Here is a 23,936-nt window from a genome sequence, read left to right as displayed (position 1 = left end):
CCTGTTCATTTCCACGCTGCCGATCTGCGCAGATAGTGCAGCGCCACCGCGGCTACGGCCACCGTCAGAGCGGTGGCGACCGTCGCAGCAGCAGCTGCCTGCGGACGCGTCTGAAGATCGATCGAGGTGAACAGTCGAATGGCCATCACCGACAACGGCTCCGGATACGGGCGACCCAGAATGCGGGCTACCTCGTACGAGCCGACCGTGTAGGCGAACGCGATGGCCGCCGATGCGATCAGCGCGGGCCGAGCCAACGGCAGCGTGACCAAACGGAGCCGAGCCCACCGTCCGGCACCCAAGGTCGCGGCCGTCTCGTCGAATGCCGCTACTCGGGTGGCGAGCGTCCCGGCCACGACGACGGCTACGAAAGCCGATTCCTTCCAGGCGTATTCGGCGACAACGGCGATCCACCACCTCCCACCGACCAACTCCGGCCAGCCGCCGTCGGTCATGCCGAGAATGCGCGGCAGCATCCCCGAATCCGCCAGCAACAACGCCATCGCCGCCGCGCCGATCAGGTGCGGCACCGTGACCGTCACCCCAGCAGCGACCAACGCGGCGCGTCCACCCGACAACGCCGTCAGCGCCGCGGCAAGCCCGATCACCGTGGCCAACGCCGTCGAGACGATGGCGATCGACAGCGTCAGCACCACCGAGCGCCAGAGGTCACCGCCCAGAGCGGAGTACGCGTCGACCGATAGTTCGGGGGTTCCGACCAACGGCATCAGACCCAGGCTCTGCAGCACCACGGTTCCCAGGCCGCCGCCGACGACGAGAACAACCAAGACGACGGCGGGGAGGACCGCCGCTGTGCCGCGAAAGCTCCTCGTCGACGCGCTCACTGACCGGCGAGCACGCTTCGACGCCAACCCTCGTCGACCGGCGAGACCCAGTCGGCTGACAGTTCTGGATGCGCGTTGGCCGACAGCTCTTCGTAGGACGGCAGAACCGTCGAACTCGGCAACGCCTCGAACCTGGCGCGGGCGTCATCGGGCAATCGGTCGATATCGAGCACGGTGAACTGCCCCCACACGTCCGGCGTCGCCTTTGCAAGTTGTTGCTCGGGCGACAACGCGAGATTGGCAACCACCTGCGCCGCGGCCGACTTCCCCGACGTCGACGGAATGGCAAGGAAACTCGCATTCCCGACGGTTCCCTCGTCGAGAGTCAGGACGCGGGTCTCCGGCGGGAAGGTGCCGTCGGCGACAAGTTTCGGGAGGGTCGCGGGGCCGTACGTCATGGTCATGTCGACCTGACCGCCGGCGTAGAGGGCGTCGAGCTCGAAGGAGGACTGCGGATACGTCGTTCCCTCGCGCCACAGTGACGGGGCGAGCTCGTTCAATCGATCGAACAATGCCGGGGCGAGTCGGTCGTAGGAGTCCTGATCGAACTGAGCGGGAACCTCGTCGACGCCGCCGGATTCGTTGACCAGTGCCTCGCGCACGAACACCGAGCCGGTGAAGTCCGGGGGAGCGGGATAGGTGAAGCGGCCCGGGTTCGCGCGCGCCCAGTCGAGGACGCCGTCGAATGTCGTCGGCGGATCGGGAATGGCTGCTGCGTTATAGACCAGGGTGAATTGAGCTTTGTGCCAGGGTGATTCGCAGTTCTCGACCGGAGTGCCGAAGTCGTCGCGCAGCAGCGGATCCTCGGGATCGGTCAATTCCATGTTCGGCAGATTCTGCGTCCACCCGCACAGCCACGCGCCGGCCTGCTTACCGGTGCCGAAGTTCGCGCCGTTGACCCACACCAGATCCACCTCGCCGTCGGTGACCCCGGCCTGCCGCTCGGACAGGATGCGGTTGACGGCATCGGTCGTCGATTCCACCGGCACGCGACGCAATGTGACGCCCTCCGCGGCGGCCGCGGGGGTGAGCACGTCGTCGACGTAGGCATTGCCCTGCTCGTCGCCGCCGTACATCCACAGCGAGACGGTCTGTCCTTGCGCCTGCTGTTCGATCTCGCTCCACGACTGCGCCTCGGCTATCGGTGCTTCCGAATCCGGCGCAGCACAGGAGGTAAGCAGCAGCCCTGCGCTCGCCGCAATCGCCACTGCGCACCGTACTGAACGAATCACCCGGGGGCCTCCAGATCAACCGAAGCAGCCGTCGTCGACGCTGCCCTCACCACCGTAATCGGTCGAATGCGACAACCGCTGAACACGCGGGCAGACCGGCCGTGTGCACAATGGATCGTGAACCGTCGGACGAGAGGCACACACCGTGACGCAGGACCGCCCGACGCGTAGTCGCCGCGGCACGACCCTGAAATTGCTCGCGGCTGCCGTGATCGTCATCGCTGTGGTGATCGTGCTGAGCACCGTCGATCTTCCCGATCCGTCGTTCATCCGCGATCGCGTGGCGTCGGCCGGGCCGTGGGGCATCGCGTTGTTCGTCGTGCTCTATGCCGTCCTGTCGGCCACTCCGTTCCCCGCCAGCACGTTGACCATCGCGTCGGGACTGCTGTTCGGGTTGGCAGTGGGCGCGACCGTCGTGGTGTTCGCCGCCACGATGGGGGCATATCTCGGGTACTGGGGAGCGCGGGCGCTCGGCCGTGGACAGGTGGCCCGCACGGAATGGGACAGGCTCCGCCGGCTCGACGCCATGCTCGGACGACGAGGATTGCTGTCGGTACTGCTCGTGCGACTGGTGCCGCTGCCGTTCTCCTTGGTCAACTATGCGGCCGGAGTGAGTGCCGTGGGGCAACGTGACTACGTGGTGGGCACCATGATCGGGATCGTGCCCGCGACCGTCGCGTACACCGCGCTCGGTGCCTACGGGACCTCGCCGCTCTCATGGCCGTTCGCCATCGCATTGCTCGCGGTCCTGGCGATCGCGGCCGGATCGGCGCTACTGGCCCGACGTCTCGGATTGACCGGAGCTGCCGAATGATCGACAGCTTCCTGCGCCGACACCTCGAAGGCCCGCTGGATCGTTGTGCACACGCGCTCGACCGTCCCTCGTTCACCCCGGATCGGATCACCGCCGCGGGACTCGTGCTGGGCCTGGGGAGCGCACTGGCGGCGGGGCTGCAGTTCTGGTGGCTCGCGTTGGCATTGTGGATCGTCTCCCGAATCGCCGACGGCCTGGACGGGCCTCTCGCGCGTAGGCGTTCCACTACGGGCGGTGCCGGTGGATTCTTCGACATCACCGCCGACTTCGTGGTCTACGGCACCACGGTGGTGGGCGTCGCGGTAGGTGCCTCGGCCGGATACGACGCCCCCTGGTGGCCGTTCCTGCTGGTGCTGTTGGCGTACTACATCAACGGCACCGCATTTCTTGCGTTCTCCTCGATTGCCGAACGCACCGGTCGCACCATCGACGACGGCCGCTCGCTGTCGTTCCTCGGGGGATTGGCCGAGGGTGCCGAAACAATTGCGGTGCACAGTCTCTGGTTGCTGCTGCCGGGTATCTCCTGGCAGATCGCCGTGGTGTGGGCGGCGGTGGTCGCTGTGAGCTCCACCCAGCGGATCATCGCCGGGTATCGCGCCCTCTCCTGATCCACCTGCCCCGGACCTTCGCCAGTGCGGCCGTTGCTCGGGAAATTACCGGAGAACCCAACTGCGCCTTCACGTCTGCGATCGCCGCGTTCCACGGACCGTCGTTGTACGTCGGATACGGGTGCGTGGCCCCGGCGAGATCGCGGGTACGCAAACCCTGCTCGATGGCGATGATCAGCTCCCCGATCGTCTCGCCCGCCCGCGGACCCACCACGCAGGCACCGACGATGCGACGCTTGGCGTCGAGCACGAGCGTCGTCGATCCGTTCGTTGCACTCTCGGTCACGGCGCGATCGACGTGGTGGTGCTCGAGTGTCTGCAGCCGCAACCCACGCTGACGCGCAGTCCGCACATCGATTCCGGCCGAGGCGATCTCGGGATCGGTGAACGTCACCCGCGGGGTTCCCGTCGTACTCACCTTTCGGTTCAGGCCCAGTGCCGCATTGCTCGCGGCCAGACTGCCGTACACGCCGGCAGTGTGCGTGAACTGCGGATGACCGGTGAGATCTCCCGCCGCCCAGATGCGGGGATTGGTGGTCCGCAGATTCGCGTCGACATGCACGAATCCGCTGTCGTCCACTTCCACACCGGCCGTGTCCAACCCGAGCGACGCGGTTCGTGGAGTCCGTCCGGTGGCGACGAGCACTCGATCGAATTGGATCTCGACACCTGCGTCGGTCACGGCCGAGCCGTTCTCGATGCGTACGACGGCGGTGGAGGTCAGGACGCGCACGCCCTCGTCGGTCAGGGCCTGCGTCAGTATCGACGAGGCCTCAGGGTGCTCGCGGGGAAGGATCGTCGCTGACCGTCCGACAAGGGTGACGTCGGATCCGAGACGCGAGAATGCTTGCGCCATTTCGCAACCCACCGATCCGGCTCCGACGATGAGCAGCCGCTCCGGCAGGGCCGTCAGATCCCATAGAGTGTCGCTGGTCAGGTAGTCGACGCTATCGATACCGTCGATCGCCGGCACTGTGGGATGCGCGCCGGTGGTCACGATCGCCTGACCGAAATGCAGCATCCGCGTGCCGACATTCACCGTGTTCGGACCGGTGAACACGGCGTCACCGCTGATGACGTCGACCCCGGCCGCAGTGAGTGCCTCGGGTGAATCGATCGGCGCGATCTCGGCGATCGACCCGTGCACGTGCTGCATCACGCGCGCAAAATCTACGCGCGGTGGTTCGGTGTCGATGCCGAACCGGGATGCGGATCGAACCGTCTGTGCCACCGAAGCCGCCGCGAGCAGAGCCTTCGACGGCACACACCCGGTCCAGAGGCAGTCGCCGCCGGTGCGGTCCCGCTCGACCAACACGACGCGAACGCCGAAGCCGGCCGCGGTCTTCGCCGCCACGATGCCGGCGGTGCCGCCGCCGACCACGACCATGTCGGGACGGTCGTCGGGCACACTCGAAGACGAACGACGAATTCCCATACCTCCCACTATGCCCGCGCCTTGGAGCGACCCGAGATGAGACGACCGACCAAGTACACCTTCTCGGCGCGCCTGTACGACGTGATCTCCGCCGAATGGCCGGTGTACCGAGCCGGACGGGACGCGGCGTTCGAGCTGATGAATCTGCCTGTGGGGAGCCATGTTCTGGACCTCGGCTGCGGGACGGGGCTGAACTTCGCCGGGTTGCAGCGGATGATCGGCCCGACCGGCTCGATCACCGGAATCGACGCCAGCCCGCAGATGCTCGAACAGGCGCGACTTCGAGCTACCCGCGCGGGGTGGATGAATGTCACATTGATCCCCGCCGACGCCACCGCCCTGACGTCCGCCGATCTGGGGGAGCAGGCCCCGTTCGATGCTGCGTTGAGCACCTACGCGCTGTCGTTGATGACGCCATGGCAGGCGGCGCTCGAATCGATGATCTCGGCTACACGGGTGGGCGGCGTCGTGGCCGTCGTCGACATGCAGCGGCCCGTCGGACGAGCCGCTGCGTGGACGCCGCTCGCGAAGCTTGCGTGTCGACTGGGAGGGTCGGATATCGAGGCGAATCCGTGGACGGCGATGACGCCACTGCTGCGGGATCTTTCGACCCGCGCTGTCCGCGGAGGCCATATCCAGATTCGCGTCGGGACTGTCAACTCTGGCTCGGCAGAGCCGAGTTCATGAACGGTGGCGTCGAACGGCTCGTCGTCGCGCGAGGTCTGCCTCGTCGACCGGCGATCGAGTCAATTAGTGCGGCCATACCACCAGCGTCCGCGCATCGGGTGCATCGTCACCCGGATATCCGATCGAGCCACTCGGCCAACAACTGCCGCTCCGAATCGCTCAGTACGTCGATGTCGGAAATTGAGGCTCGCAAGGCAATCGCTGCACCGTGCGCAGAGCTTTCGGGATACCGAGGTGTGTCGACGACGATGTGGCGCATGACTGCATCGAACAGCTCGTCGGCGAGTCCGACGTCTCGGCGATCGTGCTGTGTGCCGAGGATGGTCAGGACAGCACCCGTACCCGCGGCATGAATGAGCTCCACCGCGCGCTGCTCGGTGACCCGAAGTCGGCCGGTGCGGGCTATCCGGCGAATCCGTGCCGCGAGAACGGCTTCTCCTTCCCGGACCGCGGGAGAATCGGGCACTCGAGCAGGGTCGCTGAGCAGAGCGAACAAGGTTGGGTTGGCGATCCCGAACTCGATCTGTGCGCGCCATCCGGTTCTCAGATCCTCCACGGGGTCACCGTTCTCGGCGAGCTCATTGTCTGCGATCTCGGACTTGGTGGACACATAGGTGGCCATGACATGTTCGGCCACGGCGTCGAGCAGACCATTCTTATCCCCGAACAATCGGTAGATGGCCGGTGCCTGAACCCCGGCCGACTCGGCGACGCCGCGAGTGGTCACCGCCCCAGGGCCGTTTTCCTGCAGAAGCCGAGCTGCGGCATCGACGATTCGTCGACGGGTGCTGTCTCTGGTGCTCGTCGACGAATCCATCACGTATCGACGATAACGCACTGTTGCTATCGTTGTGTTTCCGGTGTTACCTTCTATTTGATTCCTTTGATAACTGGAGGTTGTCATGATTGTCATCACCGGAGCTACCGGGGCATTGAACGGTGCCACCGTCGACCATCTACTCGACCTCGTTCGCCCCTCGGAGATCGCCGTCGCGGTTCGCGATGTGGCTCGGGCGCAGCGCTTTGCGGATCGTGGCGTGCAGGTGCGTCGAGGCGATTATGACGATTCGGACTCGCTGACGACGGCGTTCGACGGGGCAGACCAGGTGTTGCTCGTCTCGTCCAGCGATCCCGGGGCCGACGCGACAGCGTTGCATCGCAACGCGATCGACGCGGCGGTCGCCGCCGGTGCCGGGCGCATTCTCTATACGAGTCACCAGGGCGCGGGGCTCGACAGTCCGTTCAAGCCTGCGCGCGATCATGCTGCGACCGAGCAGATGTTGGCCGACAGCGGTGTGGCGTGGACGTCGTTACGCAACGGCTTCTACGCACACAGCCTCGATTTCGTCATGGGCGATTGGCGCGAGACCGGCGTTGTATCCATACCTGTGGACGGCCCTGTTTCGTGGACCGACAGAGCGGATTCGGCGGAAGCTGCCGCCGCGATACTCACGTCGGATGGCGCATACGAGGGCCCCACGGTGTTGACGGCCCGCGATGCTCCGACAATGACCGAGGTAGCGGCCATCGCGTCGACAGTCGTGGGTCGAAAGATCGAGGTATCGATCGTGGGTGAGGAGCAGTGGGTCGCCGATCGCGTGGCTGCAGGTGCGAACGAGTTCATGGCTCGCTTCACCCTTGGCATCTTTCTCGCCGCCCACGACGGCCGATTCGCCGGTACCGACCCGCTGTTGGGCGAACTGCTCGGTCGCGAACCACGAACTACGCGTGACTTTCTCGTGTCGAGTGAACGCGCGACGTGACATAGCCGTGCCCGCCGCCGTTGCCTTCAGTTTATCGCTGAGTTGGGGGCTTGCGGCAAGACCCAGTCGGTGGTGCACACTCTTCCGGCTACCGACACGGAGGAATTTCTATGGCAGACATGGCGGATACACCGGAGCGATTTCGGGTGCACGAGTCCGGTGCCTACTTTCATGGCACGAAGGCCGATCTGAAGGCCGGCGATTACTTGTCTCCCGGCTATCGCTCGAACTACCGTCCCGAGCACATCTCGAATTACATCTACATGACCAAGGTGCTGGACGGTGCCGTGCTCGCGGCCGAGATGGCCGTCGGCGAGGGGCGTCCTCGGGTCTACATCGTCCAGCCGACCGGCAGCGTCGAGGACGATCCGAACGTGACGGACAAGAAGTTCCCCGGCAATCCGACTCATTCTTACCGCAGCGCGGAACCGGTACGCATCGTCGAAGAGACGTCCGAGTGGGTCGGGCATTCGCGCGAATACCTGAGCCGGTTTCGTGAAGGTTTGGAGAAGTTGCGACAGACGGGAACTGCGATTCTCTACGACTAGGCGGTGAGTTTTCGCTCGTACCGGGGTCCACCCCAGCATGACGACACACACAGTTTCCGTTCCCGGTGCAACCCTGACGTACGACGTGGTCGGCGAACTCGAGCCCGGGGTCACTCCCTTGGTGCTCATCGGCTCACCGATGGATGCGAGCGGATTCGGGACGTTGGCATCGCATTTCCGCGACCGCGTGGTCGTCACGTACGACCCGAGAAACGTGGGACGCAGTCGACGAGACGACCCGACTGCCGCGGTCACCTTCGACCAACATGCCGACGACCTGCACGCAGTGCTCACCGCCGTCGGCCATGGGCCTGTGGATGTATTCGCCTCGAGCGGGGGTGCAGTCAATGCGCTGGTACTCGTGAGCAAATACCCGTCCGACGTTCGGATGTTGGTGGCCCACGAACCACCCGCCGGAGGCACCCTGCCGGACCGCGAGAACATCGCGACCGTGTGCGCAAACATGGTGGCCGCATACGATGCTCACGGCCGCGGGCCGGCCATGGCCCAGTTCATGGCGTTGCTCATGCACGCAGGACCCATCGACAACACGTTCTTCGATCGCCCGACACCGGACCCGGCGCAGTTCGGCCTCCCGGCCGAGGACGACGGAACCCGCGACGACGCCCTGATGTCCAACATGCGCGGCGGCGGAGTCGATTTCGCACCTGACGTCGATGCAATGCGTGCTGCTCCCACCACGGTTGTGATCGGAGTCGGCGAGGAATCCGGCGGTCCCGAGGACGGTCACATCGCCGCTCGCGCAGCGTATTCCACAGCGGCGCTCCTCGGATCGGAGCCGATTGACTTTCCCGGCGGCCACTCGGGCTTCCTCGGCGGCGAATTCGGTCAGACGGGAAAGCCGACCGAATTTGCCGAGACGCTACGAAAAGTATTGAGCTGACAGAGCTTCCGTCCTACAGAACCAGGAGCAATCATGGGCCTCATCACGTTGGAACTGTTCGCCACCCTCGACCTCGTCGCGCAATCACCCGGAAGCCCGGAGGAAGACCCCGAGAATTTTCCCTACGGCGGCTGGCAGGCTCCTCTGCTCGACCAGGTTTCGGGGGCACAGGTCGCCGCCGCATACGAGGGCACGGATGCGCTCCTACTCGGGCGGCGTACCTACGACATTTTCGCCGCGTACTGGCCGCACCAACACGATTCGTTCGCAACGTTGTTCAACACCATCCCGAAATACGTGGCCTCGCGCGGCACACCCGATCTGCGGTGGGACGGTTCGACTCAACTCGGACCGGACCTGGCCGGGGCGGTGCGTGAGATCCGAGATCGACACGACAACATCAAGGTGGTCGGAAGTCTCGATCTGGTGCAGACCCTGTTGCGCGAGAAGCTCTTCGATCGAGTCGATCTATGGGTGCATCCCATCCTTCTCGGAGTCGGGAAGAGAGTGTTTGCCGACGGCACCGTGCCCAGCAACCTGACGCTGCTCGAGCCACCAGCCGTCGGAGGCAAAGGCACCGTCTACCTGCGATACGGCCTCGACGCCGGGACTCCGGACGTCGGCAACATGGACGACGTACTGGCCGACTAGATCGGAGGGCAATTCACTTCTTCTGCCGCCGGCTCCCGCCGTGCCAATCCTGTTGCACGCCAACCTCGTCCTCCGTCACCCCGAGTGCCTTCAACTGGGGGAGTTCACGCATGCTGCGCTTCATCTCGGCAAATCCAGGGAATCGCGCGAGTCCGATCACGTTGTCCCACAGCGGCACTGCCTCCTCGTCACTGGGGAGCCTGCTGATCACCGGACCGAAGAACGCGACACCGTCCGGCGGCTCGAAGGCGATGATGGGTGTGCCGACGTCCTTACCGGTCAGCGACAGCGCATGATCGGTTTCGGCCCGGATCTCGTCGTCGATCGTCGAATCATCGAGTGCTGCAGTGTGATGGGTGGGCAGCCCGACTTCCTCGAGGATCGGCCCGAGGAATGCCGCGGTGCCGCGATGTCCGTGACTCGCAGCGTCGTCGGGCACCGCCTCGGTGTCGAAGATGTGCGTTCCGAGGGCCCGATACAGCGGCCCGACAGCGTCCGACCCATGCTCACGACGAACAGAGGCAGCGGCCCGCAACAGTCGCAGACCCGCGGTGTGGCCGGCCTCGTACTCGGGTGGGAAATGGGCGTCGTAGTCGATGTGGGAGTTGAGCAGGCGAAGCGAGATGAACCGCCAGTCGACGGTGTAGTCGCGTTGGGCTTGAACCTTGCGAACCCATTTGCTGGTCATCCACGCGAACGGGCATACCGGATCGAAATAGAAATCGATATCGGACATCAGGGGACTCTCCTTGTGGGGCGTAGGTTCCGTGCGTTCATTTCTCACCCAGTAGAGCCGAGTGTTGTTCGGTGACCACCGCACGAATCGCGTCGATCACCGCCGACACTTCGGGGCGTCTGAGAGTTTCGGTGCGGGTGACGAGCCAGTAGGTCAGTGTCACCGCGATGGCCTCGGGCAGGATTCGTTGCAGGTCGGGGTGTCGGTCGGCCATGAAACACGGCAACAATCCGATGCCCGCCGAGGCTCGTGTGGCCTCGACGTGGACGAAGACGTTGGTCGACGTCACCGATTCGCGCATCGTCGGAGTGAAGTTGGGGGCCAGATCCAGATCGTCGACGTGCAGCATCGAGTCGATGAAGTAGATGAAGGGATGGGCGGCGAGGTCGGCCGGCACCTGCGGTGTGCCGTGCTCGTCCACGTAGGTCTGCGACGCGTACAGACCCAGCACGTAGTCGCCGAGCCTGATGGCCTCCGCGCGATGCACCTGTGGTTGTCCGACGACGATCTCGATGTCCAATCCGGACCGTTGCCTCGACGCACGTCTGGTGGTCGCGACGATCTCCACCGACACCAGCGGGTGGGTGCGTTGCACGCGAGCTGCCGCAGGAGCTGCGATGTACGCGCTGAAACCGTCCGTGGCCGAGATGCGTACGACGCCCTTCAGCGCACCCGCGTCGCTCGAGACCAGCGTCTGCAGTGCGTTTTCGACGGCCTCGGCAGCGGCGAGTGCGCCGTGCCCCAGTTGGGTCAGTTCCCAACCTCCGCCGGCGCGGGTGAGCACTCGTCCGCCGAGGGTGTCCTCGAGTGCGGCGATGCGTCGGGAGATGGTCGTGTGGTTGATGCCGAGGTCGTCGGCAGCGGAGCTGTAGCGTCCGGTTCGACTGACGGCGAGCAGGACCAGCAGGTCGTCGGCACTGGGAACCTTCCCGTCACCGCGTGTCATGTGTGCAGTTTTGCAGATCGAACCTGCGTCCATGCCTCTTGCGCAGAAAAAGATCTGCACCAATACTCAGACCAACCCCGCTACATGTGTGGTCTGTCACAAACACGAGCACGCAGTGCCGAGCAACACAGGAGAAGCTATGAGCGTCGACCGACCGCTGGCAGAAAGGTCCGAGCCGGACCCCGATGCCACCCCCACCGGCCTGAAGAAGGTCGTCGGAGCATCGATGGCCGGCACCATCGTCGAATGGTACGAGTTCTTTCTCTACGGAACCGCCGCCACACTGGTGTTCAGCAAGATCTTCTTCGCGGCCGGAACCAGTGAGCTCGACGCCATCCTCGCGGCCTTCGTCACCTACGCCGTCGGCTTCGTCGCGAGACCCCTGGGCGGCATCGTCTTCGGACACTACGGCGACAAATACGGCCGAAAGAAGCTGCTGCAGTTCAGCCTCGTCCTCGTCGGCGGAGCCACGTTCCTCATGGGCTGCCTACCGACATTCGAGGCCATCGGCTACTGGGCCCCGGCACTGCTGGTCACCCTGCGATTCATTCAGGGCTTCGCCGTCGGCGGCGAATGGGGCGGCGCGGTTCTCCTTGTCGCAGAACACAGCCCGAACAAGAGCCGCGGATTCTGGGCCAGCTGGCCGCAGGCAGGCGTGCCCGCCGGTAACCTCCTCGCCACCGTCGCACTGCTCGTCCTGACGACAACCCTGTCCGACGAAGCGTTCCTCAGCTGGGGCTGGCGCGTCGCGTTCTGGCTCTCTGCCGTCATCGTTTTCGTCGGCTACTACATCCGTACCAAGGTTTCCGACGCCCCGATCTTCATCGAGGCACACAAGCAGGCCGAGGTTATCAAGGCCGCGTCGTACGGCGTCTTCGAGGTTGTGAAGCGTTATCCGCGTGGCGTATTCACCGCGATGGGCCTGCGCTTCGGTGAGAACGTCATGTACTACCTCGTCGTCACCTTCTCCATCACGTACCTCAAGGTGGAGGTCGGCACCGACACCAGCACGATCCTGTGGTGGATGCTCATCGCCCACGCGATCCACTTCTGCACAATTCCGTTGGTGGGCAGGCTCGCCGACCGCATCGGCCGCCGTCCGGTGTACTTCGCCGGTGCCCTCACCGCGGCAACGTGGGGCTTCTTCGCCTTCCCGATGATGAACAGCGGCCACAACGTCGTGATCCTGCTGGCCATCATCATCGGCCTGATGTTCCACGCCTTCATGTACGCCACGCAGCCGGCCATCATGGCCGAGATGTTCCCGACGCGGATGCGGTATTCCGGTGTGTCCCTCGGCTATCAGGTCACCTCGATCGTCGCCGGCTCGCTGGCCCCGATCATCGCGGTGAAGCTGCTCGACATTTACGGCTCGTCCGTCCCGATCGCGGTGTACCTGGCCGTGGCCTGCGCGATCACCGTGGTTGCCGTCGTCGTAGCCAGGGAGACAAAGGGACTGGCGCTCGAAAGCATCGACATCGCCGACGCCAAGAACTTGGCCACCGAAGCCGAGCTGGCCAAGGCCGGTCTGCTCGATCCGAGTGTAAAGCGGTGACCGACCTGACCGGACGCTCCGCCCTCGTCACCGGGGGAGCGTCCGGTATCGGGGCCGCCTGCGCGCGTGAGCTCGCCGGCCGCGGTGCCCGCGTCACCATCGCCGACGTGAACGACGTCGCAGCAAAGGAATTGGCAGCCGAGCTCGAAGGCGAGGTGTGGTCGGTCGATCTGCTCGACACCGCCGCACTGGACGACCTTCGGCTCGACGTCGACATCCTCGTCAACAATGCGGGTATCCAAACCGTCGCACCGATCGTCGACTTCGACCCGGGCGCGTTCCGCCGCATTCAGACGCTGATGGTGGAGGCACCGTTCCTGCTGATTCGTGCGGCGCTGCCTGGGATGTATGCACGCCGGTTCGGCCGAGTCATCAATCTGTCGTCGGTGCACGGACTGCGGGCATCGGAATTCAAGGTCGCCTACGTCACCGCCAAACACGCACTCGAAGGACTGTCGAAGGTGACAGCCCTCGAAGGTGCCGCGCATGGCGTGACGAGCAACTGCGTCAACCCCGGATACGTCCGCACACCGCTGGTGGAAAAACAGATCGCCGATCAGGCCAAGGCGCACGACATCCCCGAAGACGAAGTACTCGAGAAAGTACTGCTGACCGAGGCGGCCATCAAGCGACTCGTCGAACCCGCCGAAGTCGCCTCACTGGTGGGATGGCTGACGTCCAAGAACGCAGGCATGGTCACCGGGGCGTCCTACACCATGGATGGTGGTTGGTCGGCTCGTTAGATTCAGTGCCGCCCGTCTGCTGCACCCCCCACTTTGGGATCAATGTGGGTTTCAGTCGCTCAGATTGCAACGAAGTCGCATTCATCCGGATCGGGTCGCCGCACCCCACCGGATGAATGCGGCTTTGTTGCACTCAGACGGACTCGAACGCCCATTGATCCGGAGACGGGTGTGCTGATCGGGAGACGGGTGGGCGCGAACCGGAGCACCCCTCCCCGAACAGCAAGAAGCCCCCGTGACGTGTCACGGGGGCTTCTTTGGCGGAGGATAGGGGATTTGAACCCCTGAGGGCGTTAACCCAACCCGCGTTCCAGGCGAGCGCCATAGGCCACTAGGCGAATCCTCCGTGGGCGAGCTTACCCGGTTACCCCCACCAACTCCCAAATCGGGAGGCGCGAAGGGTGGTGATGCGTTGCTCGACGGGAGGCGGCTACACTTCCTAACGGATCCCGCGCGGCGCGCATCCTGTGAACTCCCCCAGGGCCGGAAGGCAGCAAGGGTCAATGGGCTCTGCCGGGTGCGCGGGGTCCCCTTTATTTCAGTGACATAGACACTGTCCGGGGAACCCAGTCACCGAGAGGCCGCTCCGCATGCCAGCGCAAACCCAGTTGGGTCTGATGAACCATGAGGAGCTCGCCTCCGAGCACGAGCGGCAGAGCGCGAAGTACACGCAGCTCAAAGCCGAGGATCTGAAGCTGGATCTCACCCGCGGCAAGCCGTCTCCCGAGCAGCTCGATCTCGCTGCCGAGCTGCTGACGCTCCCCGGCGCGGACTACAAGGACGGCAACGGCACCGATTGCCGCAACTACGGTGGCCTTGCGGGTCTGCCGGAATTGCGTGCCATCTTCGGTGAACTGCTCGGCATCCCGGTGAAGAACCTGGTGGCCGGTAACAACGCCAGCCTCGAGATCATGCAGGACCTGGTGGTCTGGGCTCTGCTGCACGGGCTGTCGGATTCGCCGCGCCCGTGGTCGGCTGAGCCGAACGTTCGTTTCCTGTGCCCGGCCCCCGGCTACGACCGTCACTTCGCGATCACCGAGAGCTTCGGCATCGAGATGATTCCGGTGCCGATGGGGCCCGACGGACCGAACGTGCACGAGATCGCCAACCTGGTGGCGTCGGATCCGCAGATCAAGGGCATGTGGGTGGTGCCGAACTACGCAAACCCCACCGGAGCCGTCTACTCGGAGGAAGTCGTTCGCGCGCTGGCCACCATGCCGGCTGCTGCGCCTGATTTTCGTCTGTTCTGGGACAACGCATACGCGGTGCATCCGCTGACCGAGGAGTTCGCGCCGTCCTACGACGTCATCGGGATGGCGGCGGAGGCCGGTTTCCCCAATCGCGCGTTCGTGTTCGCCTCGACGTCGAAGGTCACGTTCGCCGGTGCGGGCGTCAGCTTCTTCGGCAGTTCCGAGGAGAATCTTGCCTGGTATCAGAAGCACCTCGGTAAGAAGAGCATCGGACCGGACAAGCTCAACCAGCTACGGCACCTGCGATTCTTCGGTGACGCCGAGGGGGTGCGGGCTCACATGGCCAAGCATCGCGAGATCCTGAAGCCCAAGTTCGCGCTGGTGCAGCAGATCCTCGAGGACCGGCTCGGTGCGTCGAAGATCGCGTCGTGGACCGAGCCGAAGGGCGGCTACTTCATCAGTCTCGACGTGCTCGAAGGCACGGCTGCGCGGTCGATCGCGCTGGCCAAGGATGCCGGAATCGCTCTGACGGCCGCCGGCTCGGCCTTCCCGTACGGAAAAGATCCGGAAGACAAGAACATTCGCCTCGCCCCGAGCTTCCCGTCGCTCGGTGAGCTGGAGAAGTCGATGGACGGCGTCGCAACCTGCGTTCTGCTGGCCGCGACGGAGAAGCTGCTCGAAGGCTGAACGCATGTGAGTGGAAACTCGTAGCAGGCTACGCGTTTCCACTCACATGCGGCGAAGCCGCTCTCAGTGCCCGACGACGACCGCACCCTCGGGAGCGGAGGGCAGTGGCCCCTTCTTCAGGAGCGTGGCCGAGAGAACCGCGCCCAGTAGGAAGATGCCCGACGCCCACCAGAAGGTGGTCGTGTAGCTGGCAATTTCGGCGTTGGCCTGCAGCAGAGCCGCATCGGTTGCCGTCGCCATGTTGGAGCTGACGTAGCTGGTCGCGGCGTTGGCTGCCACGGTGCTCAGCAGTGCGGTACCGATCGAGCCGCCCACCTGCTGCATGGTGTTCACCGTCGCCGACGCGACGCCGGAGTCGTCCGGAGCGACGCCCGAGATTGCGCCCTGCATGGCCGGTGCCATGGTGGCACCGAGTCCGAGACCCATGATGATCAGGCCGGGCAGGATGTGCGTGACGTAGCTGCTGTCCAAATCGATCTGGGTGAGCAGTCCCATTCCTATCGACGCGACGACCAGGCCGGTCGTCATCAGGATCCGCGGCCCGAACCGGGGGAGGATCAGTGCCGTCGACAGTGTCGCGGTGAGGATCAGCGACGCGATCATCGGCATGAACGCGAACCCGGTGGTGATCGGGGTGTACTTCAGCGTGCTCTGCAGGTAGTAGGTCAAGAACAGGAACACCGCGAACATGCCTGCTCCGGTGACGAACACCGCGAGGAAGGATCCGGCCCGGGTGCGATCCAGAACGATGCGCAGCGGCAGCAGGGGGTGTTCGACGCGATTCTGGATGGTCACGAAGACGGCGAGAAGAACGACACCTGCCGCGAGGAAGCCGAGGGTGACGGGGTTGCTCCAGCCGTCGGACTCGGCGTGGGCGAAGCCGTAGACGATCGAGAACAGCGCGGCGGAGACGGCGATCGTTCCGGGGATGTCGAGCTTGGGTCGGACGTCGACCTTGTGCTTGGCCAGGAACAGGAAGGCTCCGACGAAGGCGAGCGCAGCGAAGATCAGGTTGACGTACAGGCTCCAGCGCCAGTTGGCCCACTCGGTGAGCATGCCGCCGAGCAGTAGACCCAGTGCACCGCCGCCGCCGGCGATGGCACCGAAGATGCCGAAGGCCTTGGCGCGTTCCTTGGTGTCGGTGAAGGTGGTGGCCAACAGTGACAGGGCCGCGGGTGCCAGCAGTGCACCGAAGACGCCCTGACCGGCGCGGGCTGCGACGAGCATGCCGAAGTTGACGGCCGCGCCGCCCACTGCCGACATCAGCGCGAAGCCGACGAGGCCGATGAGGAAGGTGTTTCGTCGACCGAAGAGGTCGCTCAGGCGTCCACCGAGGAGCAACAGGCTGCCGAACGCGAGTGCATAGGCGGTGACGACCCAGGAGCGGTCGGCGTTGTCGAAGCCCAGATCGAGCTGGGCGGCGGGGAGTGCGATGTTCACGATGGTCGCGTCGAGCACGACCATGAGCTGGGCCAGTCCGAGAGTGGCGAGAATCAACCAGCGATTCCGGTGCGCACGCTCGTCCGCCGGCGTCGTGGTCGACGTTGCGCCGTCCACGTTCTCCGATGAAAGGGTGGTCATGGTGTCCTCGGGTTCGACTATGCGGAGGTGTATCCTCCGGTTGTAGGGCAAAGGTAGCAGCTAAGTGGAGGAATGTCCTCCGCTTATCGGGTGAAACGGACATCGAATGAGTGTGAGAGCGGACACAGCGGCATCGAAGCCCCTACGGGCGGATGCCGAACGCAACCGACGCCGCATCGTCGACGCGGCTCGCGAGCTGTTCGCTTCCCGCGGTATCGACATCACGCTCGACGACGTCGCCGCACACGCCAAGGTGGGCGTCGGCACCGTCTATCGCCGCTTCTCGTGCAAGGAAGAGCTCATCGACGGCGTCTTCGAGCAGCGCCTCGAGGGAATGCTCGCCAGTGCCGAACGCGCCCTCGAAGCGGAAGATCCCTGGAGTGGGTTGGTGGGCTTTCTCTCGGACGTATGCGAGGAAATGGCCTCCGACCGCGGCCTCGGTGATGTGGTCCTCGGGTCGGACGAGGGGTGCCGCGGCATCGCGGAGATGCGCCGACGGATCGATCCGTTCTTCGCGAAAATCGTCGATCGCGCCCTCGAATCCGGTCAGCTGCGTCCCGATGTGGCCGTCACCGACTTCTATCCGGTACTGGGGATGATCGGCTCGACCGTCGAATTCTCCAGTCATGTCGATCCCGCGAACTGGCGTCGTTACTTCACGGTGCTGCTCGACGGCCTGCGCGGTGATGCGGTACCCCGATCGGAGCTCCCCGGACGTCCCTTCACCGACGACGAAGTGGATACGGCGAAGGCGGCCATGCACGGTCGCCGCCGCTGACTGGTGATTCGTCCAACTTCGGTCTGTACGTTGTGTGCGCCGTCACGTAAGGTGCGTCACGGTAAGTGCTACGCGGGGTAGCGCACACCTGGCAGCAGGTGTTCAGACGTTGGGGGTTCGATTTGCGTTCGACGCGTGTCTTCGGTTCGGCCGTGGCAGTGATGGCAGTGTTCATGGGGGTGACTGCGCCGGCCGTGTCGGCAGCACCGTCGACGGGTTCGACCGTCGAATCCGACTTCTACATTCCGCCGAGCCCGCTGCCTGCCGGCGCGGCGGGCGACGTGATTCGTTCCGAGCCTTCGCATCTCGCGCTGTCGGTGCCGGGCATCGGCGGCACCCTGCCGGGTGAGGCAACCCGAATCATGTACCGCAGCACCGATTCCAACGACGACGCCAACGCCGTCACGGGTACCTACATCGACCCGGCCGCGCCGTGGACCGGTCCGGGGCCGCGCCCGCTCGTGGTGTTGGCACCGGGAACGCAGGGGCAGGGCGATCAGTGCGCGCCGTCCAAGATGCTCAACAACGTCATCACCTACACCCCGCCGCTCGGATTCATGGTCGAGTACGAGGTACTGGCCGCGTATTCGCTTCTCTCCCAGGGCTATGGCGTCGTGATCACCGACTACGAGGGTCTCGGCACGCCGGGCGCGCACACCTATGTGAACCGCGCGTCCGAGGCTCATGCAGTGCTCGACGCGGCCCGCGCAGCTCGGCAGCTGCAGGGCACCAAGATCTCCGGCGACGGCCCGGTCGCGGCCTACGGCTACTCGCAGGGCGGCGGAGCTGCCGCAGCGGCGGCCGAGATCGCCGATGAATACGCCCCGGAACTCGACCTGGTCGGCACCTACGCAGGAGCGCCTCCCGCGGATCTGAAGCAGACCCTCGAGCAGGTCGACGGCACGATCCTCACGGGCGTGATCGGGTACACCCTCAACGGTCTGCTCAATTCCGACCCCGGTCTGCAGCCGATCGTCGACGAGAACATCAACGACGCAGGCAAGGCCATGCTCAACCTGGTCGCGAATCAGTGTGTCGGAGAGACGATTCTGAACGTCGGGCTGCACCGCACCACCGAGTACACCAAGACCGGCGAGCCGCTGTCGGTGGTACTCGACCGACTGCCGAAGGCTCAGGAGATTCTGGCCAAGAACAAGATCGGCGAGCGCACGCCGAACGCTCCGGTGCTGATCCAGTCCGGTACGTCCGACGACATCGTGCCTCACGGGCAGGCCGTCGGCCTGGCCGGTGACTGGTGCGGCGAGGGCGCGACCGTGCAGTTGAGTTCAGCGCAGGTTCCGGCAATCGTGCCAGGATCCGGTGCAGGACACCTGATTCCGGACATCCTGGGTCTCGGCGAGGCGCAGAGCTGGATCAAGGACCGGTTCTACGGAGTGCCTGCACCGTCGAATTGCTGATCGGCAACCGATGATCGAACGGCCCGCGCTCACCGAGCGCGGGCCGTTCGGCGTTCCCTCCCATGTCGGCCATCGATTCGTGTTCAGCAGGCATGACCGACGTCACACCGTCGAGTTCTCCAACGAGCCCACAGCGGTGTGAGGGTGTAGAAGGATGCGCAGCAGGGTACTGCCCTGCAATGCCCTGAGGTTGGGCTGTCGAGCGGTTGGGGTGAGTGAACATGCGGGACAGTTACACGGAGGCGCTCGACACGTTGGCGTCGGAGCTGTCCGAAATGTCGCGAATCGCGGAACGAGCGATGGCTGACGCCACGCGCGCGCTGCTCACCGCTGACATCGTGCTCGCCGAGCAGACGATCGAGTACCGCGAAGAGATCGACACTCTCGCCGTCGAATGGGAACACGAGGCCTTCGCCTTCCTCGCTCGACAGTCACCGGTTGCCCACGATCTGCGCCGTGTCGTGTCCGGGATCAACATCGTGGCCGACCTCCAGCGCATGGGTGGGCTTGCGGTGCACATCGCCGAGCTGGCCCGCCGCCGTCACCCCGCACACGTCCTCCCGCCCGAGGTCGAGGGCGTGTTCACCGAGATGGGTCGGGTAGCCATCGCACAAGCGGAGGCGACCCAACGTGTGCTCGAGACGCGGGACGCCGAACTCGCCGCGAGTCTGCGAACGCAGGACGAGGAGATGGACGCACTGCACCGCAGCCTGTTCATGTTGACCTCCGCGCCCGACTGGCCGCACGGTGTACCGGCCGCCGTCGACATCACGTTGCTCGGCCGCTTCTACGAGCGGTATTCCGACCACACTGTCGAGGTCGCGAAACGGGTCATCTTCCTGGTGACCGGAGCGCGCCCCACCGACGAGTCTTAGTCTGCGAGAACCGCTCGGAGATGGCAGGATCGGCACGATGAAACGTGACGTCTCCGCGTACCTCGATGTCGATGTGACCGAGGCCAGCACCCTCGAGTTCCAGATCGCGATCGCGCCGCACCCAGGAACCGAAGTGTGGGAAGCACTCTCGTTCACGCTCGACGGTCAACCCGTCGAAGCGCAGGAAATCAGCGGCGCGCACGGCACCCGCATCCACAAGCTGCACGCCGATGTCGGCAAGCTCGAAGCGTCGTACTCGGCGACGATCTACGGCAACACCGACCCGGCACCGGTATCCGATTACGACCTGTCGCTGTATCTGCGGCCGAGCCGCTACGCCGAGGCAGACAAGTTCTTCGGTTTCGCAGCAACGGAATTCGGCTCGTACCCGCCGTCGGAGAAGCTTCTCGCCGAGGTGTCGTCCTGGGTGGGAGCTCGGCTGAGCTACGTTCCCGGAAGCAGCGACCCCATCGACGGTGCCGTCGACACCCTCCTCGCCGGTGCCGGAGTATGCCGCGACTACACCCACCTCGTCGTCGCACTGCTCCGCGCAGTGAACGTGCCCGCTCGACTCGTGGCCGTGTACGCGCCGGGCTGCGATCCGATGGACTTCCACGCAGTCGCCGAAGCCTTCGTCGAAGGGCAATGGCGAGTGGTCGACGCTACCTGCCTCGCGCCGCGATCGACCCTGGTGCGTATCGCAACCGGACGCGACGCAGCCGATACCGCATTCCTCGACAATCACGGCGGATCGATCATCCTCAACAGCGCCGTCGTCGGAGCCGTCGTGGATGGGCCGCTGCCCTTCGACGACATCACCCAATTGGTGTCCATCACCTGATCGGGTCGCTACTGCCGGACATGGCAGGATCGAGCCCATGTCTCGCACTCTGAACCTCGTCGGCGATCCGGAGGCCGATGCATTGCTCGCCGAGGATCCGTTCGCGCTGTTGATCGGCATGCTTCTAGATCAGCAGGTGCCGATGGAATCCGCCTTCGCCGGGCCGAAGAAGCTCGTCGACCGCCTCGGTGATCTGAAGGTCGATACCGTCGCCGACGCCGATCCGGACGACTTCGCCGCATTGTGCGCGCAGACCCCGGCCGTGCATCGTTTTCCCGGCTCGATGGCCAAGCGCATCCAGGGACTCGCCGCATTTCTGGTCGAGAACTACGACGGCAAGCCGCAGGAAATCTGGACCCGCGACGACCCCGACGGTGCCGAGGTTCTGAAGCGTCTCAAAGCACTTCCCGGCTACGGCGATCAGAAGGCGCGCATCTTCCTCGCGCTGCTCGGCAAGCAGATGGGCGTGACGCCCGACGGGTGGCGAAAGGCCGCCGGAGCGTACGGCGACGAGGGTGCGCGTCGATCCATCGCCGATGTCGTCGACGAGAAGTCCCTGCTCGAGGTACGCGAATTCAAGAAGGCAGCGAAAGCGGCAGCCAAGAACAAATAAGTCTGTCGGTGCCCGTCGGTACGTTGTGGCAGAACTTGCACCGGGGGGACGAGATGACCGAGAAGATCGGGACGTACGAGGGGTGGCTGGCCTCGCTCGACGAGGACGCACTGACGGATCTGTTGCGACGTCGACCGGACGTGGCAACCGACCCGCCACCCCGCTCGTTCGGGTTGCTCGCGCAACTCCTCGGCTCGCCCTGGCGGGTGGCGGCCTTACCGCGGAAACTCGACAGAGGTGCGCTCGACCTGCTCGAGTTGTTCGCGCTCATGGAAGATCTCAGCCGCGCCGAGATCGGCCACTGGACGGGCGAGGGAATCTCGAACGAGACGGCGCATATCGATACGGCCCTGAACACGCTGATGGCCTACGGCCTGATCTGGCCGCACACGGCAGGGGGCTCGGACGCGGTCGAGTACCGCCCCGTCGATCTGTCCGGCGTGTTCTCGCACCCATTCGGGCTTGCCCGTAGGCAGCGAAAGTTGTTCTTGCACTGCGCCGTCGAGCAGGACCGACTTGCTTTGCTGACCCGCCTCGGAGTCGACTCCTCGCACGATCGAGCCGAACGCGCCGACGCCGTCGCGGCCGCGATGACCCCCGAACGTATCCGAGCTTTGTACGACGACGGCCCGCCCGAAATGCGAGAGATGTTGTCTCGCTTCGTCGATGGACAACCGGCGTCGTTGATCTTCGACGTGCCGCCGACCGCGGGTACCGCAGCCTTCGAGCGCGGATTGCTGTATCGATTGGACGGGCATCGCGTCGAGATGCCGTTGGAAGTGAGCATCGCGCTGCGAGGAGACGGGTGGCGATTGCCCATCGAGCTCAGGCCGCCGGAATTCGCCACTCGTGTTCTGTCGCAGAATGACTCGCGGCGAGCGCGCTCCATCGCCTTGCTGCAGTTCTGTGAGCACACGCAGGCGTTGTTGACGGCAATCGACACCGATGGCCTGGCAATGATGAAGACCGGTGGCCTCGGCGCCAAAGAACTCCGTGCGCTGACTGCTCGTCTGGGATTCGCCGACGAGCATTACACCGCGCTGATGCTGATGCTGGCGCGCGAAGCCGGTTTGCTCGCTGACCGGGGAAAGACCGGTATCGCATTGACCTCGACGTACGAAACATGGTCGACGAGCTCGCGATCCGAACAGGCGGCAGCATTGTTGGCCGCGTGGTGGTGCTCGTCCTTCACACCGACCCACCGGGTGCCGCGATCCTCCCAGAAGACCGCGCCGGTACTCAAGAAGATGCTCGACGATCCCGCGGCCGCAGACGTGCGCTCGACGGCCTTGGCGGCGCTTCTGCGCCTCGACGGATCCGACAGCCCGACGCCGGTGTTGTCCGATCCCGACGAATTCGCCCGCTACCTCGAGTGGCATATCCCGGTGGTCTCGACGAGCGCCGGGCCCGGCCACGTGCGCGCACTCTGGGCCGAGGCCACCCGCCTCGGAGTTCTGGTCGACGGCGCACCGACCGATCTGTGCGCCACCCTGACGGACTTCCGAGTGGGCCGAGACGGCGACCCGCGCCAGATCGCCTCCGCGCTGGCAACGCAGCTACAAGATGTGGCCGAATGGGTGCCGTTCTCGGTGCGCCTGCTGCCCGATTCGACCGCAGTGGTCACCGGGCCGCCGAGCACCGAGGTGGCGTCGATACTCGGTGCGGCCGCGCAACCCGAGTCGCGGGAAGTGGCATCGGTCTGGCGGTTCACGCCGGCGACGATCCGCAGCTTCTTCGACACCGGCGGCACCGGGGAGGAGTTGATCGACGCCCTCGCCGAGATGGCCGCCACCGACGTTCCCCAAGCCCTGGCCTACACGATCCGAGACTGTTGGCGCACCTACGGCGCACTGGCCGTGCGCAAGATCCCGTGCGCCATCGTCTCCGAGGACGTCGTACTGCTGACGAACATCGAGACGGACGAGGCATTGGCGGTGCTGAAGTTTCAGCGGCTCGCGCCGACAGTCCTGATCAGTTCTGCCACACCCATCGACACTCTCGCGGTGCTGCGCAGGCACGGATACTCCCCGGTGCGACATTCCGACACCGGCCGGCTCGAGCTGGACAGCGCGACCAAGGTCCGCGCCAACACCACCCGAACCCCGCACCCGAGCGCACCTGCAGCACCACGTCGACGCGAATCACGCGAGCTGGCACGGCTGCTGCAGACAGGCGACCCCGGCACCGTCGACGACGCACGGGTGCGCTCCGCACTCGGCAGGCACAGCAGACTGCTGCCACGGGAGCTCGATGCGCTGACCGACGCCGCAGCGCGCGGCGCACCCGTCTCGATCGACTATCAGAACTCCAAAGGCGCAATCGTGCGGCACGCGATCTCGGACGCGCTGCAGGACGGCAATTGGCTACTCGCGCTGTCGACGTCCACCGGCACCCGAGAAAGCTTCGCGATCATGAACATCAGAGCGGTGTCCGCCGGTCCACACTGATGCACGATGCAACTCTGTCGTCGGTCGCCGGTACCCTTT

23 protein-coding genes, 1 tRNA gene and 1 other RNA gene are annotated in these 23,936 nt (G+C 65.1%); 17 read left to right on the top strand and 8 right to left on the bottom strand.

Going from position 1 to position 23,936, the window contains the following annotated elements:
• Positions 1-5: 5 nt before the first annotated feature.
• Together CH278_RS24235 and CH278_RS24230 are read right to left on the bottom strand one after the other, a co-directional pair.
• Positions 6-845, bottom strand: a complete 840-nt coding sequence (locus CH278_RS24235; RefSeq protein WP_027494578.1) for an ABC transporter permease — start codon at positions 843-845, stop codon at positions 6-8.
• Complete coding sequence (locus tag CH278_RS24230) at positions 842-2,077, bottom strand: ABC transporter substrate-binding protein (RefSeq protein WP_094623049.1); 1,236 nt, start codon at positions 2,075-2,077, stop codon at positions 842-844. The genes CH278_RS24235 and CH278_RS24230 overlap by 4 nt, the downstream gene beginning before the upstream one ends.
• A gap of 145 nt (positions 2,078-2,222) precedes the next feature.
• Between CH278_RS24230 and CH278_RS24225 the strand changes: the two genes are divergently transcribed.
• Both CH278_RS24225 and CH278_RS24220 read left to right on the top strand, forming a co-directional pair.
• Positions 2,223-2,891: a TVP38/TMEM64 family protein gene (locus tag CH278_RS24225; protein WP_256991915.1), complete on the top strand. Its 669-nt coding sequence runs from the start codon at positions 2,223-2,225 to the stop codon at positions 2,889-2,891.
• On the top strand, positions 2,888-3,499 hold the full coding sequence (locus CH278_RS24220) for a CDP-alcohol phosphatidyltransferase family protein (RefSeq protein WP_094623048.1): 612 nt from the start codon (positions 2,888-2,890) through the stop codon (positions 3,497-3,499). The genes CH278_RS24225 and CH278_RS24220 overlap by 4 nt, the downstream gene beginning before the upstream one ends.
• Here the strand turns inward: CH278_RS24220 and CH278_RS24215 are convergent.
• The gene (locus tag CH278_RS24215) at positions 3,471-4,934 is read right to left on the bottom strand and encodes a dihydrolipoyl dehydrogenase family protein (protein ID WP_094623047.1); all 1,464 of its coding nucleotides are present in this window, start codon (positions 4,932-4,934) and stop codon (positions 3,471-3,473) included. The two genes, CH278_RS24220 and CH278_RS24215, sit on opposite strands and share 29 nt — an antisense overlap.
• Positions 4,935-4,970: 36 nt before the next feature.
• On the opposite strand from CH278_RS24215, the gene CH278_RS24210 reads away from it, so the two are divergent.
• Positions 4,971-5,621: a class I SAM-dependent methyltransferase gene (locus tag CH278_RS24210; RefSeq protein ID WP_094623148.1), complete on the top strand. Its 651-nt coding sequence runs from the start codon at positions 4,971-4,973 to the stop codon at positions 5,619-5,621.
• 106 nt (positions 5,622-5,727) lie between these two features.
• Here the strand turns inward: CH278_RS24210 and CH278_RS24205 are convergent, their stop codons facing one another.
• Positions 5,728-6,438 (bottom strand): TetR/AcrR family transcriptional regulator, encoded by a 711-nt coding sequence (locus CH278_RS24205; RefSeq protein WP_094623046.1) that lies wholly within the window; start codon positions 6,436-6,438, stop codon positions 5,728-5,730.
• An 85-nt stretch (positions 6,439-6,523) separates the two neighbouring features.
• Between CH278_RS24205 and CH278_RS24200 the strand changes: the two genes are divergently transcribed.
• From CH278_RS24200 to CH278_RS24185, 4 genes are all read left to right on the top strand, one after another.
• Positions 6,524-7,384, top strand: a complete 861-nt coding sequence (locus CH278_RS24200; RefSeq protein WP_032387983.1) for an NmrA family NAD(P)-binding protein — start codon at positions 6,524-6,526, stop codon at positions 7,382-7,384.
• A 119-nt stretch (positions 7,385-7,503) separates the two neighbouring features.
• Positions 7,504-7,932 (top strand): NAD(+)--rifampin ADP-ribosyltransferase, encoded by a 429-nt coding sequence (arr, locus tag CH278_RS24195; RefSeq protein WP_094623147.1) that lies wholly within the window; start codon positions 7,504-7,506, stop codon positions 7,930-7,932.
• Between the two features lie 37 nt (positions 7,933-7,969).
• Positions 7,970-8,836, top strand: a complete 867-nt coding sequence (locus tag CH278_RS24190) for an alpha/beta fold hydrolase (RefSeq protein WP_094623045.1) — start codon at positions 7,970-7,972, stop codon at positions 8,834-8,836.
• A gap of 33 nt (positions 8,837-8,869) precedes the next feature.
• Positions 8,870-9,487 carry a dihydrofolate reductase family protein gene (locus CH278_RS24185; protein ID WP_094623044.1) on the top strand — a complete coding sequence of 206 codons (618 nt, stop codon included), beginning with the start codon at positions 8,870-8,872 and terminating at the stop codon, positions 9,485-9,487.
• Positions 9,488-9,500: 13 nt separating this feature from the next.
• On the opposite strand, the gene CH278_RS24180 is transcribed toward CH278_RS24185, so the two are convergent.
• Together CH278_RS24180 and CH278_RS24175 are read right to left on the bottom strand one after the other, a co-directional pair.
• Positions 9,501-10,223, bottom strand: a complete 723-nt coding sequence (locus CH278_RS24180; protein ID WP_094623043.1) for a mycothiol-dependent nitroreductase Rv2466c family protein — start codon at positions 10,221-10,223, stop codon at positions 9,501-9,503.
• 37 nt (positions 10,224-10,260) lie between these two features.
• Complete coding sequence (locus CH278_RS24175) at positions 10,261-11,169, bottom strand: LysR family transcriptional regulator (RefSeq protein WP_094623042.1); 909 nt, start codon at positions 11,167-11,169, stop codon at positions 10,261-10,263.
• Between the two features lie 139 nt (positions 11,170-11,308).
• On the opposite strand from CH278_RS24175, the gene CH278_RS24170 reads away from it, so the two are divergent.
• Together CH278_RS24170 and CH278_RS24165 are read left to right on the top strand one after the other, a co-directional pair.
• Positions 11,309-12,724, top strand: coding sequence for an MFS transporter (locus tag CH278_RS24170; protein ID WP_027494565.1), 1,416 nt, complete (start codon positions 11,309-11,311; stop codon positions 12,722-12,724).
• Positions 12,721-13,467, top strand: a complete 747-nt coding sequence (locus tag CH278_RS24165; RefSeq protein ID WP_094623041.1) for a 3-hydroxybutyrate dehydrogenase — start codon at positions 12,721-12,723, stop codon at positions 13,465-13,467. Before CH278_RS24170 ends, CH278_RS24165 begins: the two co-directional genes overlap by 4 nt.
• 258 nt (positions 13,468-13,725) lie before the next feature.
• On the opposite strand, the gene CH278_RS24160 is transcribed toward CH278_RS24165, so the two are convergent.
• Positions 13,726-13,813: transfer RNA gene (locus CH278_RS24160), tRNA-Ser, on the bottom strand.
• Positions 13,814-13,908: 95 nt separating this feature from the next.
• Here CH278_RS24160 and ffs point away from each other — a divergent pair.
• Positions 13,909-14,003: signal recognition particle sRNA small type (ffs, locus tag CH278_RS24155), an RNA gene on the top strand.
• 54 nt (positions 14,004-14,057) lie between these two features.
• Positions 14,058-15,344 (top strand): aminotransferase class I/II-fold pyridoxal phosphate-dependent enzyme, encoded by a 1,287-nt coding sequence (locus CH278_RS24150; protein ID WP_032387978.1) that lies wholly within the window; start codon positions 14,058-14,060, stop codon positions 15,342-15,344.
• Positions 15,345-15,407: 63 nt separating this feature from the next.
• On the opposite strand, the gene CH278_RS24145 is transcribed toward CH278_RS24150, so the two are convergent.
• The gene (locus CH278_RS24145; protein ID WP_032364593.1) at positions 15,408-16,925 is read right to left on the bottom strand and encodes a DHA2 family efflux MFS transporter permease subunit; all 1,518 of its coding nucleotides are present in this window, start codon (positions 16,923-16,925) and stop codon (positions 15,408-15,410) included.
• Between the two features lie 106 nt (positions 16,926-17,031).
• Here CH278_RS24145 and CH278_RS24140 point away from each other — a divergent pair, with 106 nt between their 5' ends.
• The 6 genes from CH278_RS24140 (at position 17,032) to CH278_RS24115 (ending at position 23,897) form a co-directional block, all read left to right on the top strand.
• The gene (locus tag CH278_RS24140; protein ID WP_032364592.1) at positions 17,032-17,703 is read left to right on the top strand and encodes a TetR/AcrR family transcriptional regulator; all 672 of its coding nucleotides are present in this window, start codon (positions 17,032-17,034) and stop codon (positions 17,701-17,703) included.
• Between the two features lie 161 nt (positions 17,704-17,864).
• Complete coding sequence (locus CH278_RS24135) at positions 17,865-19,121, top strand: lipase family protein (protein ID WP_256991924.1); 1,257 nt, start codon at positions 17,865-17,867, stop codon at positions 19,119-19,121.
• 221 nt (positions 19,122-19,342) lie between these two features.
• On the top strand, positions 19,343-19,996 hold the full coding sequence (gene phoU, locus CH278_RS24130) for a phosphate signaling complex protein PhoU (protein WP_027494559.1): 654 nt from the start codon (positions 19,343-19,345) through the stop codon (positions 19,994-19,996).
• Positions 19,997-20,033: 37 nt separating this feature from the next.
• Positions 20,034-20,837 carry a transglutaminase-like domain-containing protein gene (locus CH278_RS24125; protein WP_045841454.1) on the top strand — a complete coding sequence of 268 codons (804 nt, stop codon included), beginning with the start codon at positions 20,034-20,036 and terminating at the stop codon, positions 20,835-20,837.
• A 37-nt stretch (positions 20,838-20,874) separates the two neighbouring features.
• Positions 20,875-21,450: an HhH-GPD-type base excision DNA repair protein gene (locus CH278_RS24120; protein ID WP_027494555.1), complete on the top strand. Its 576-nt coding sequence runs from the start codon at positions 20,875-20,877 to the stop codon at positions 21,448-21,450.
• A 53-nt stretch (positions 21,451-21,503) separates the two neighbouring features.
• Positions 21,504-23,897 (top strand): helicase-associated domain-containing protein, encoded by a 2,394-nt coding sequence (locus tag CH278_RS24115; RefSeq protein WP_032374638.1) that lies wholly within the window; start codon positions 21,504-21,506, stop codon positions 23,895-23,897.
• The last annotated feature ends 39 nt before the right edge of the window (positions 23,898-23,936 follow it).

It is taken from the genome of Rhodococcus sp. 05-2254-5, assembly GCF_002258575.1.
GTDB classification, from domain to species: domain Bacteria; phylum Actinomycetota; class Actinomycetes; order Mycobacteriales; family Mycobacteriaceae; genus Rhodococcoides; species Rhodococcoides fascians.
Note: the sequence above shows the minus strand (reverse complement) of the source record. Positions and strands in the feature narration are given on the sequence as shown.

Excerpts from the sequence above, each read along its gene's own strand:
- CH278_RS24185 (WP_094623044.1), top strand. The coding sequence starts at position 8,870 with ATGGGCCTCATCACGTTGGAACTGTTCGCCACCCTCGACCTCGTCGCG.
- CH278_RS24125 (WP_045841454.1), top strand. The coding sequence starts at position 20,034 with ATGAAACGTGACGTCTCCGCGTACCTCGATGTCGATGTGACCGAGGCC.
- CH278_RS24210 (WP_094623148.1), top strand. The coding sequence starts at position 4,971 with ATGAGACGACCGACCAAGTACACCTTCTCGGCGCGCCTGTACGACGTG.
- CH278_RS24220 (WP_094623048.1), top strand. The coding sequence starts at position 2,888 with ATGATCGACAGCTTCCTGCGCCGACACCTCGAAGGCCCGCTGGATCGT.
- CH278_RS24150 (WP_032387978.1), top strand. The coding sequence starts at position 14,058 with ATGCCAGCGCAAACCCAGTTGGGTCTGATGAACCATGAGGAGCTCGCC.
- CH278_RS24180 (WP_094623043.1), bottom strand. The coding sequence starts at position 10,223 with ATGTCCGATATCGATTTCTATTTCGATCCGGTATGCCCGTTCGCGTGG.
- CH278_RS24190 (WP_094623045.1), top strand. The coding sequence starts at position 7,970 with ATGACGACACACACAGTTTCCGTTCCCGGTGCAACCCTGACGTACGAC.
- CH278_RS24170 (WP_027494565.1), top strand. The coding sequence starts at position 11,309 with ATGAGCGTCGACCGACCGCTGGCAGAAAGGTCCGAGCCGGACCCCGAT.
- CH278_RS24115 (WP_032374638.1), top strand. The coding sequence starts at position 21,504 with ATGACCGAGAAGATCGGGACGTACGAGGGGTGGCTGGCCTCGCTCGAC.
- CH278_RS24215 (WP_094623047.1), bottom strand. The coding sequence starts at position 4,934 with ATGGGAATTCGTCGTTCGTCTTCGAGTGTGCCCGACGACCGTCCCGAC.
- CH278_RS24175 (WP_094623042.1), bottom strand. The coding sequence starts at position 11,169 with ATGACACGCGGTGACGGGAAGGTTCCCAGTGCCGACGACCTGCTGGTC.
- phoU (WP_027494559.1), top strand. The coding sequence starts at position 19,343 with ATGCGGGACAGTTACACGGAGGCGCTCGACACGTTGGCGTCGGAGCTG.
- CH278_RS24145 (WP_032364593.1), bottom strand. The coding sequence starts at position 16,925 with ATGACCACCCTTTCATCGGAGAACGTGGACGGCGCAACGTCGACCACG.
- arr (WP_094623147.1), top strand. The coding sequence starts at position 7,504 with ATGGCGGATACACCGGAGCGATTTCGGGTGCACGAGTCCGGTGCCTAC.
- CH278_RS24140 (WP_032364592.1), top strand. The coding sequence starts at position 17,032 with ATGAGTGTGAGAGCGGACACAGCGGCATCGAAGCCCCTACGGGCGGAT.
- CH278_RS24120 (WP_027494555.1), top strand. The coding sequence starts at position 20,875 with ATGTCTCGCACTCTGAACCTCGTCGGCGATCCGGAGGCCGATGCATTG.
- CH278_RS24135 (WP_256991924.1), top strand. The coding sequence starts at position 17,865 with ATGGCAGTGTTCATGGGGGTGACTGCGCCGGCCGTGTCGGCAGCACCG.
- CH278_RS24200 (WP_032387983.1), top strand. The coding sequence starts at position 6,524 with ATGATTGTCATCACCGGAGCTACCGGGGCATTGAACGGTGCCACCGTC.
- CH278_RS24205 (WP_094623046.1), bottom strand. The coding sequence starts at position 6,438 with ATGGATTCGTCGACGAGCACCAGAGACAGCACCCGTCGACGAATCGTC.